This window comes from Verrucomicrobiia bacterium (genome assembly GCA_036268055.1).
Taxonomy (GTDB): domain Bacteria; phylum Verrucomicrobiota; class Verrucomicrobiia; order Limisphaerales; family Pedosphaeraceae; genus DATAUW01.
This window is the reverse complement of record DATAUW010000024.1, coordinates 25,974-36,625: the sequence shown is the minus strand read 5'-3', so window position 1 is coordinate 36,625 and position 10,652 is coordinate 25,974. Positions and strand designations below refer to the sequence as shown.

Sequence of the window (10,652 nt, the reverse complement as noted above, 5' to 3'; positions counted from 1 at the left end):
ATGAATTCGAACCTGCGCGCCGCAGTTTTTTTAGCCGGCCTGGCTATTGTCGTTCCAGCAGCGTGGAGCGCAAATCTGACCACCACAACGGTCGAGGCGTCGGGACAGAATTGGAGTACACCGGCCATCTGGCAGACAAATATTGCCGGAGTGATTTCGGGGCCGATGCTTGCTCCGGTCGCGGGAAATAATTATGCCATGATCGCGAATGGCGTTGGGCTTGGCAACGCGGCGAACAACACGCGCGTGCGAAATCCGTCCGGCGCGTCGTCTACTTTTCCCGGTGATTCGCTTACGCTGGATGTGAATTGCGAGTTGCGCGAAAAGAGCGGCAACAGTGGCGCTGTATTGAATTTTCCCGGCGTGAATGGCAATCCGGGGTTGATTCTCAACGGCGGCCTTATCAACGCAGGCGAGAGCGAACCTTTGCCGTTCGTCATCAATGGGACGATCCTGGTTACGCACCAATCGTATATTTCAGACGCGGCAGGCGGCGCGGGCGGGGGATTCCAGACGGACTCGGGAAACCGGCAATGGAATATCGCCGGGATATTGAGTGGTTCGGCGAACCTGGTTTTGATCAATGACGAAATCTCGACGCCGCAGATCATTTCCAACTCGTCGAATACTTTTTCCGGGCAATGGATTATTCAATGCGGATGGTTGCAAGGCGCGGCGCCGGGTTCGCTGGGAACAAACAGCGTCATCGTGGATCCCGGTTATACGGGTTACACGAATGACATGCCGCAAGCGACCTCGCCGGTTCCCGGCGCGACGACGGCACAAACGGCATTTCCCAATCTAGCGGGCGCAATTTTAGAACCGGGTTATGACTTGAATAGCGCGGGGACACTTACGCTCACCAATGGCGGTGTAATGATGCTGCATCAAAATTGTATTTTCACGGCGGTGAATATCGACGGCGTTCTGCTGAATGCGGGAACGCATAATTATTCCGAATTATTGGTGAGTTTCCCGAGCAATTTTATGGCGGGCGGTTCGGGGACGATCACGGTGCAGCCGTTTGGCCCGCCGCCTTTGCTGGGGCCGGGCATTAATCAGCAACCGGTTTCGCAAAGTTTGAACGTGGGAAGCGCGGCGCAATTAACGGCGGTGGTTTCAGGTGCGCTTCCACTGGTTTATCAATGGCAGAAGGGAACGAACGGAACATTCGCGAACCTGACTGACGTCGGTAATATCTCGGGTTCGCAAACGAACATTTTAAATATTGCGTCGCTCTCCGTGGCTGACGCGGCGGATTATCGGTTGATCGTGACGAATGCGCTTGGCTCCGCGACAAGCCAAGTCGCGACGATCACCGTCGGTGTGGCGTCGGACTTTAATCCGCAACGAACCGGCCTTTCTTACATTTATCCGCTCACGTATAGCGACTGGCGCAATGCCATGCTCTCGGGCAATGGACAAATGGGCATCATGGTTTTTGGCAATCCGCTTAGTGACGCGATTATTTTTGAAGACCGCGGATTTTGCCTGGCGGCGAGTACGAACAGTTTACTTCGTTCGTTTTTGCAAGTCAGCGCGGCGAACCTGGCGACGATCAAAAGCGATTGTGTCGCCGGGGATTATTCGGACGCGGACAATCTTGCGCAATCCGCGCCGAAAGCGATGGCTGGCGGCGAAAATAATCGGCATCCGGGTTTCGAATTGCTGATCAATATTCCGACGAACGGCGTGGTGAGCAATTATTCGCGCAGTTGCAATTTTGAAACCGGTGAAGTGTCGGTGAATTGGAGCGATGCGGGCGGTGACTGGTTGCGGCGGAGTTTCGTTTCGCGGCCCGATAATGTCGTTGTGCAATATCTCACGGCGCCGACCACGGGCACGCTGACATGCTCGCTGCAACTTGCGACCGATCCGGGCATGCACCTGCCGTCAGGAATGGTTTTCACAAATCTCGCGAGCACCGGCTTTCTCAATATGCGCGTGCTCTATCCGGCAAACACTGGCGGGGCAGGGTATGAAGGTGTGATGCGTGTGGTCGTTTCCGGTGGCGAGGCGTCGGTCAATGGAACGGTTTTGAACGTCAGCAATGCGAACTCCGTTTTGCTGCTTTCGCGCACCGCAAAATATTATACCAACGCGGTGCTTCAATGGAGCCAGCAACTTTTGCAAAATCAACTGGCCGCGCTGCCTTCAGATTATAATTCGCTCCTGTCGAATCATGTCGCGGTGCATCAAGCCATTTTTGATCGCGTCAAAATCAACCTGAACGCGGCCACCGCCGACCGCGCGCGCGCGAATGAAACTTTACTGGCGATGCAGACGAATTCATCCACGGCGGTCAAGGCGCTTTGGGAACGAGTGTTTGATGCGGGCCGTTATTATTACCTCGCGAGCAGCAGTTCAAATACACCGCCGGATTTGTACGGCATTTGGACTGGGGACGTGAACGACACGGGATTTTTCGCCTACAACATGGATGCGAATTTGAACCTGCAAATCGGCGGCGGCAATATTGGCGATCTGCCGGAAGCGATGGCCGGTTATTTTGCGATCAATGAAGATTGGGCGAATGATTTCAAGACGAATGCGGCGAAACTTTTGGGCTGCCGAGGCCTGATTTCTTCGGGCAATACACCCGGCACAAATGGGCTCAAGGGTTCCATCAGCACATTTTATCCGTATCAATATGCGACCGGCGAAGTGCCGTGGCTGCTATATCCATTTTGGGAACATTATCTCGTCACCGGTGACACCAATTTTCTTGCGAACACACTTTACCCGCTGTTGCAACCGATGGGGAATTTTTACGAGGATTTTCTCACGCTGACGGATACGAATGGAAATTATATTTTTGCGGGTTCAGTTTCGCCGGAGAACCAGCCGGCGGGATTGGGCATTTCGCTGGTGAACAATTCCACGTTTGATATTTCAGGCGCGAAGTTCGCTTTGTCCGCGTTGATTCAGACCTGCAATTTGCTGGGACTCGAACAAGGCACGGGGCAGGGTGTGGAGCGATGGTCGGCCATCCTGGATAAAATTCCGCCGTACCTAATCAACTCCGATGGCGCGTTGCAGGAATGGGACTGGCCGGGACTCGCGGATAATTATAATCACCGGCATTCGAGCCACCTGCTCACGGTGTGGCCTTACGCCGAAATCACGCCCGAAAAAACACCGGCCTGGTTCAAAGCGGCGGTGATCACGCTGGCGAAAAAAGATGCGTTCAATTATGAGAACGCGGGCCACGGCTGGATTCATAGCGCGCTGATCGCGGCGGGGTTGAAGGACGCGCTGGCGGTGAATCGCAAAATTCTTTTCCTGCTGCAACAGGGTTTTTATTTCAACACGCTGGCGACCTCGCATTACACGAGCCACGGCGCGCCGTTTTGCACGGACACTTGCAATACCATGCCGGATATTATGATGGAAATGCTCATCGCATCGAGCCCGGGCGTTCTTGAGTTATTACCCGCGTTGCCACAAACCCTTGATCAAGGTGCGATCTCCGGCGTGAAAGGGCGCAATCGCGTGACGGTGCAAAACCTCGCCTGGAATATGAATGCCGGCACGGTGAATTGCACGCTGCTATCGGACATTGACCAAAGCCTCACGCTGATTGAACGCAGCGGGATTGGTTCGATGAGCGTCAGCGGCGGCGCGATTGATTCATCGCCGCTGGGACCGGAAGCGCGAGTGATTCAACTGAACGCAGGCGTGAGCACGAGCATTGCGATTACTTTGGGGCAGACGAATTTTGCGTTGAATCAGCCCGTGACCGTTTCGTCAGCGGGCGGAGGCGGCGCGGGCAGCAATGCGGTGGATGGTGTTCGCGGCACGGCGTGGACTTCCGCGAAAACGGCGAATGAATGGATTTATGTTGACCTGGGGACGGTGCAAAATCTGACGGGAGTGAAATTGGTTTGGGGGACGACTTACGGGCAATCGTATAATATCCAGATTTCCGGCGACGCGATGAATTGGACGAATGTTTATGAAACGTCGAGCGGTTTGGGCGGCACGGATCATATCACACTCGCGACGGCGGGGCGTTATGTGCGGATGCAAGGAATACAGAGCGGCGGCGGCACGGGATATACGCTCGCGGAATTCGAGGTTTATGGCAATCCGGCGGCGCCGCCGACGCTGCCGTTGAAGTTGATTCCCACGCCGGGCGCGAATGGAACGATCAATCTGGCGTGGCCGACACCAGACGCCGCATTCATCATGGAGTCCACTACGAATCTAACGCCACCCGTCGTTTGGACACCGATAACGAATACGGTCGTCAATCAAAACAGCACGAATCAAACGACGATCACTCCGGCGGGAAATAATCTCTTCTTTCATTTGAAATTAAAACAACCGTGAGTGAAGCAATAAATTTTCTGAAACCAAATTAAAATAAAAGCCACATGAAAAATTCTCTTAACCGGCGTTCGTTCATCAAACACGCGGCGGTTGCCGCAACGGCAGTTTCCACCGCGCGATTTCTTCCACGCGTGAATGCGCAAGCTTCATCGCATCTGGATAAATTAAATTGCGTGCAGATCGGTTGTGGCGGGCGTGGGACGGCGCACATCGAGGAAGTGATTGGGCGCAAGCATCAGGTTCCCTATGCGTTCGTGGACCCGGACGAACGGCAGCATCGGCTGGTAAAGTTGTGGTTGAAGAAAAACAATCTCGACCCGGAGAAGTCGCAGTTCTTTACCGACTATCGCGAGATGTTCGATAAGATTGGCAAGAATGTGGATGCGGTTTTTATCACCGCGCCCAATCATCATCATGCGACCGCCACAACCATCGCGCTTCAAACTGGCAAAAATGTTTATTGCGAAAAACCATTGTGCCATGACATCGCGGATGCGCGCAGACTTCGCCTGCTTGCGAAAGATAATCCCAAGCTGGCCACGCAGATGGGCAATCAGGGGCATTGCATGGAGGGTTATCGCCGTTTGTGCGAATACATTTGGTCGGGAGCCATCGGACAAGTGACCGAGACGCATAGCTGGACGGACCGCGCGAACGGCGGGGTGGGGCCGCGACCACCAATCTTGCCGGTGCCGGCGGGGATGCACTGGGACGCATGGATCGGGCCGGCGCCGTACCGGGATTTTCATTCCGACTTGCATCCGCATGAGTGGCACGGGTGGTACGATTTCGGGAACGGCTCCATTGGCAACATGGGTTGCCATATATTGGATGGCGTTTTTTGGGCGTTAAAATTGGAGCATCCGCTGAGCATCGAAATGGAGGAGGTGCGCGGCGGAAGCGATGAGCGTTATCCGCTGGGCAGCCGCATCCGGTGGGATTGCCCGGCGCGCGGCGACATGGCGGCGGTGAAAGTTTATTGGTATGAAGGGCTGAACCAGACGACCACGGCGATGCCGCAGGGCTCGAACAAAGCCGCGAAGGGAAGCGCGCGAAATATTCCGCCGCTGCTGGCTGAATTGCAGAAGCAATATCCCGATGAGCAATTCGATACGGACGGGACATTGTACGTTGGCGAGAAGGGGGTCATTTATACAGGGCCGTACGGCGACCGGATGCACATCGTCCCGATGGAAAAAATGCAGTCCGCCGCAGCGGTGGCAAAAACCTTGCCGCGACCCAAGGATATTTTTTCAGACTTCATCAACACATGCCTGGCAGGACGCGCGGACACTTCGGCGCCTTTTGAATATGGCGCGCGGCTGACGGAGTTTTCGCTTTTGGGAAATCTGGCGCAGCACGCGGGACGCGGTCGCAAAGTAGAGTGGGACGCCGCGAACATGAAGGTGGCGAATATTCCCGAGTTGAACGCATGGATTGGACGGGCCATCCGGCAGGGGTGGCGGGTGTAAAAAGAGTTGGCGGAGCAGGGTTAATTTATGGGAGGCGGGTCAGATAAATGCCGCCGGATGGTTTATATAACTGTCCGGCGGATTTTTTATTACTTTGCGAAAACCAAGGGGGCAATCCGATGCGTCTTGATTTTGGGGACGGACGTATATATCTGTGATGAACTTATTTGGCAGGCGATCAACAGGAAATCCTAATTCTATGAACCATTTTATCTATTGCTCGGGTAAGACTTGGGCTGGCTGGAGCAGGCGGGTTGCGCGAGTGTCGGCGCTGGCGATGTTTTTTTGGCTACCGCTGGCTCGGGCGCAGGTGACGAATACGTTTCAGGATGGAGTGAATGGTTATACGAATACATCGGAGGTAGGGATTTCTACGCAGGACGCGGTGGATACGGGCGGCAATGGTTCGACGGAATATCATGATGCGTTCAGTGACGGGGAGTTGTTGATCATATCGCCGTATGTCGTCGGCGATCCGCAACTGGATCATGATTATGAGACGCGGGTGTTATTGCGGTTCGATAGTTTGAATTTGCCGCCGGGCGCGAGTGTGCAGTCGGCGACGTTGCAGATGACGTTCGAGAATTATTCCACGGTGCCGTCGTTGAATGGGTATTACGTGCTGGCGCCTTGGAGCGCGGCATCGGCAGGTTTGCAGAATGGAGTTGGATTTGTGCATCGGGATACGAATGCGGATTGGGCGGTGCCGGGGGCGTTTGGAATGGGAACGGATATTGTGGCGGGAAAAAGTTTTACGCTGACTAATTTCGCGGGCAACGGCGCGGACGTGATGACGGTCGCGCTGGACCCGGCGGTGGTGCAAACGTGGGCGGTGAGCGCGGCGTCGGATCAAGGCGTGCTGCTGGTGAATGAAAATACGAATGTGTACGTGCGGATGTTCGCATCTTGGTACACGAATAATCCGGCGTACCGGCCGAAGTTGACGATTTCGTATGTGCCGGGAGTGCCGCCGGGAATTGCAACGGCGGCTTCGGCCACGCCTAATCCGGTGGCGAGCGGCGTTTCAAATAATCTTTCGGTGTTGGGAAGCGATTCGCATGGCGAAACGAATTTGACTTACACGTGGTCGGCGGCTTCGGAACCGGCGGTCGCGGCATCGCCGACATTTTTGCCGAATGGAAATAACGCGGCGAAGAATTCGACGGCGGTTTATAGCGCGGCGGGAAATTATACGTTGCAGGTGGTGGCGCAGAATGCGGTGGGATTGACGGCGACGAGTTCGGTCGCGGTGGTGGTGAACGGAGTTTATTCGCAAGTCGCAGTTTCGCCGGCGTCGGCCAAAGTGGTGACCAACACGACGCGACAATTTACAGCGGTGGAGGAAGATCAATTTGGGAATGCTTTGGCATCGCAACAGACCATCGCGTGGTCGGTGACAGGCGGCGGGACGATAGATGCGACGGGATTATTTTCGGCGGGCACGACGGCGGGCGGGCCGTTTCAAGTGCGGGCGCAGGCGGGAGCGATTACTGGAACGGCAACGGTGAACGTGGGTTTGCCGAACCAGTTGCCGACGGTGAATTTGACGTCGCCGGGTGCCGGACAAATTTTTGCGCAAGCGGCGGAGGTGACCGTGGCGGCATTGGCAGGCGATTCGGATGGCACGGTGGTGAGTGTGGAATTTTTTGCGGATGGTGGATTGATTGGCGAAGCGGATAATGAGCCTTACTCAGTCTCGGTGACGAATCTTGCGGTTGGTTCGCATACGTTGACGGCTGTGGCGACGGACAATGATGGGGGAAGTTCCACCTCAGCGCCGGTGACGATCATGGTGACGGCACCCGTTCCGCCGAGCCAGTTTACAGATGGACTGACCGGTTCGGGCGGAACGACGCCGACGGAATTTATTACGCCGGTGGTGAGCGATGCGCAGGCGAGTCCGGGCGCGTTGACGCCGTTGTTCAGCGTGGGTGTGCCGAATGCGCAAGTGCCGCGGCTGATGAATTTTGTGCAACCGGCGATTGCGATTCCGTACAACTCGAACATTCGCGAGATCGAAGCTTATTGGAATGGGACGCCGTTGCCGCTGATTGATCCGAGCGGAACGGGGTTGGCGGAGGAGGCGCATGCGTATGGGTCGCCGATTCCGTTTTTCAAGCCGATGTTTTCGGTGGCGGCCATTCCGGCGGGGAGCGGCACGCTGGAGATTCGCGCTTTTGATGGCAGCCATGTGCCGGTGACGAATATTTCCATTCCGAATCTGAGCGTTGTGAAACCGCCAACGCCGGTGGCGGCGAGCACGATTGCAGCGATGCCGCATCCCCGGATTTATTTAAGCCCAGCGCGGTTGGCGACGATTCAAGCCCGGCCCTCGACGGATTTTGCGCGGCAGCGTTATGAGGCGGGTTTGAATTTTTTCCTGGCGGGACTTCAGGAATTTCCCGATGTGCTTTCGGTGGAGTTCGAGGACCAGGTTTATAATCCCGAAGGTTATATCCCGACGCTCGCGCTGGCGTATCAGTTGCACAAAGTAGATGACCCGGCGATGGCGGCGATGGCGGCGGGCGCGGCGCATACGCTGACGACGAACATGGCGATGGGTTATGCGAACGGGTTGCGCAACTTCGACGGGGACGACGGTTATAACATCCGTTACGACCTTGCGGAAATGATGCTGGCGTATGATTGGATGTATGACCAATTCACACCAGCGGAGCGTTCATTGCTCGTGAACGTGGCGACGAATTGGCTGAACTGGTACAACACACCGGGCTTTCCCGACAATGTGACGAACGGAAGTCCGGGGCCGGGATTCGATGTCTCCACGCCGACGGATAATTATTACAGCGGAAATTTGCAGGGACTGACGCTGACGGCGCTGGCGACGGCGGGGGACAATCCGACGGACGATTATCTGCTTGGGATATTGCGCGCGAAATTAACCAACGAAGTGCCGGTGCTCAATGATCGCACGGCAGGCGGCGACTGGCCGGAAGGGGGAAATTACGGGCCTTATACAGTGCTGGAAGAATCGCTGGTCAATACTGCGCTTCGCGAAGTGGGTGAAGATTGGGGAGCGGATTTCGATTGGCTGCAATCACTCCCGCGCGGGATGCTTTATATGACCGCGCCGGATTATAGCCAAACACGTTCGTATGGCGCGTTCACGAGCGATTATGATCACAAAACTTCGCCTTCGATGCTGGCGGTGCTTTCGACGACCACCACCCAAGGGGCGTTTGCCTCGCTGATCTACTCGAACATGAACGCGAATCCGACGCAGGATTTCGGAGCGGAGCAAAATCATTCGAGCGATGCGTTTTACGAAATGATTTTTGCGACGAACGCGACGCCTCCGGCACTGGGCGCGTTGCCGCTTTCGTATTTCAACACGGGCACGGGAAGATTTTTTTCGCGTTCGTCGCTCACAGACCCACAGGGGTATTTTGTTTCGACGGAGAACATGAGTTACGCGGGAGATCATTACGGAGCGGACGACGGTGATGTGCGGCTGTATCACGGGACGAATGTGCTGGTGGCTCCGGCGGCATACGCCGCGCCGGATAATTTTAATGACGACGGTGAATTGGGGACGCCGGCGTTTTCAACTTACCTGGTGAATGGATTGGGCCAGGAACCGGCATTGAGCCGCAATAACCAAAATACTTTCCTGGGCGACAATGGAATTTATTCGGCGATGGTGATGCGTTTTGAATCTTCGTGGCCGACTAACCGGTATGACGATGGCATCGTAGACCCGGCGAATCCGCTGGATTATCTCATCCGCGAAGTGGTGCATCTGCGGCCCGGGACTTTAATTGTGCGCGATCTGCATCGCCGCCGGCATGACACGGACGCGTTGAGCGCGCAATTTCATATCGGGTTGACGAACGCGGTGCAGAACACCACTTACGGGAACCAGATTGGGGCGTTGCATATTTCGACGTTGTATCCAGCGGGAGTGAATGTTTCGTACGGTGAAGATCATGACTTGGGCGGCGACTTGATCGGGACGCTGATGCAATTACAGTTTGCGAGTTCGACCGCGCCAATGGAATTGGTGACGGTTTTTTCGGAGACGGTTTCGGGGATGAGTTACACGAATGGCGTGTTGAAATTGAGCGATGGGACGAGCGTGAGTTTTGGGAGCGATGGCACGCCGACGGTGTCGGGCGTGGCGGCGCCGACGCTTTCGGTCACACGAGTTGGAAATTCACTGAATATCACGTGGCCGGTGGCGTTCAGCGGCTGGCAATTACAGGAGAATTTGGATTTAACGCCCGGGCAATGGGTGAATGTCGTCGGGACCATTCCGAATGATGGGGTGGTGTTTCGCGCGACGGTGCTGATAACACGAGGAACAAGTTTCTTTTATCGGTTGGTGCATTGATAGAAAACGAAGTTGTGAGGGCTATTTAAATTGGGCTCGCGAGTACGCTTCGCCCTCCCCTCGAAAAGAATTAGGGGACGATGTTCAGGCAGAGCCAGTATTTGAGGATGACGCGGACGCCCATGATGAGTTCGACGGGGTCGCCGGTCTTGAGGAGGTAGGAGGTGACGCCGAGTTCGTAGGCGCGGTGAATGTCCTTGGGATGATCGGAGTTGGTGAGCATGATCACGGGCAGGCTCTGAAAGCTGGGTTGCTGGCGCACCCATTCGAGCACTTCATGTCCACCGACGCGGGGCATACGGATGTCGAGGAAGATGAGGTCGGGCAAACGATGTTTGAGGCGGTCGCCGTAATCGCCCTTGCCGGAAAGATATTCAATGGCCTCGGCGCCGTCCGTGAGGTGAACAAGTTCATGGGGAATCTCGGCGCTTTGGCAAGCCTTCTCCATCATGAAGGCATCGTCCGGACTGTCTTCTACGAGAAGGACGGTTTTCATT

General features: G+C 55.5%; 4 protein-coding genes. 3 read left to right on the top strand and 1 reads right to left on the bottom strand.

The window, feature by feature from the left end; all coding sequences use genetic code 11:
- From VH413_15335 to VH413_15325, 3 genes are all read left to right on the top strand, one after another.
- On the top strand, positions 1-4,332 hold the full coding sequence (locus tag VH413_15335; GenBank protein HEX3800066.1) for a glycoside hydrolase N-terminal domain-containing protein: 4,332 nt from the start codon (positions 1-3) through the stop codon (positions 4,330-4,332).
- A gap of 44 nt (positions 4,333-4,376) precedes the next feature.
- Entirely contained in the window at positions 4,377-5,804 is a 1,428-nt protein-coding gene (locus VH413_15330; GenBank protein ID HEX3800065.1) for a Gfo/Idh/MocA family oxidoreductase, read from the top strand.
- A gap of 199 nt (positions 5,805-6,003) precedes the next feature.
- Positions 6,004-10,155, top strand: a complete 4,152-nt coding sequence (locus tag VH413_15325; protein HEX3800064.1) for an Ig-like domain-containing protein — start codon at positions 6,004-6,006, stop codon at positions 10,153-10,155.
- Positions 10,156-10,225: 70 nt separating this feature from the next.
- On the opposite strand, the gene VH413_15320 is transcribed toward VH413_15325, so the two are convergent.
- On the bottom strand, positions 10,226-10,651 hold the full coding sequence (locus VH413_15320) for a response regulator (GenBank protein HEX3800063.1): 426 nt from the start codon (positions 10,649-10,651) through the stop codon (positions 10,226-10,228).
- Position 10,652: the final 1 nt, after the last annotated feature.

Bases quoted from the DNA above. Each gene is read 5' to 3' on its own strand.
- VH413_15335 (HEX3800066.1), top strand. From the start codon at position 1: ATGAATTCGAACCTGCGCGCCGCAGTTTTTTTAGCCGGCCTGGCTATT.
- VH413_15330 (HEX3800065.1), top strand. From the start codon at position 4,377: ATGAAAAATTCTCTTAACCGGCGTTCGTTCATCAAACACGCGGCGGTT.
- VH413_15325 (HEX3800064.1), top strand. From the start codon at position 6,004: ATGAACCATTTTATCTATTGCTCGGGTAAGACTTGGGCTGGCTGGAGC.
- VH413_15320 (HEX3800063.1), bottom strand. From the start codon at position 10,651: ATGAAAACCGTCCTTCTCGTAGAAGACAGTCCGGACGATGCCTTCATG.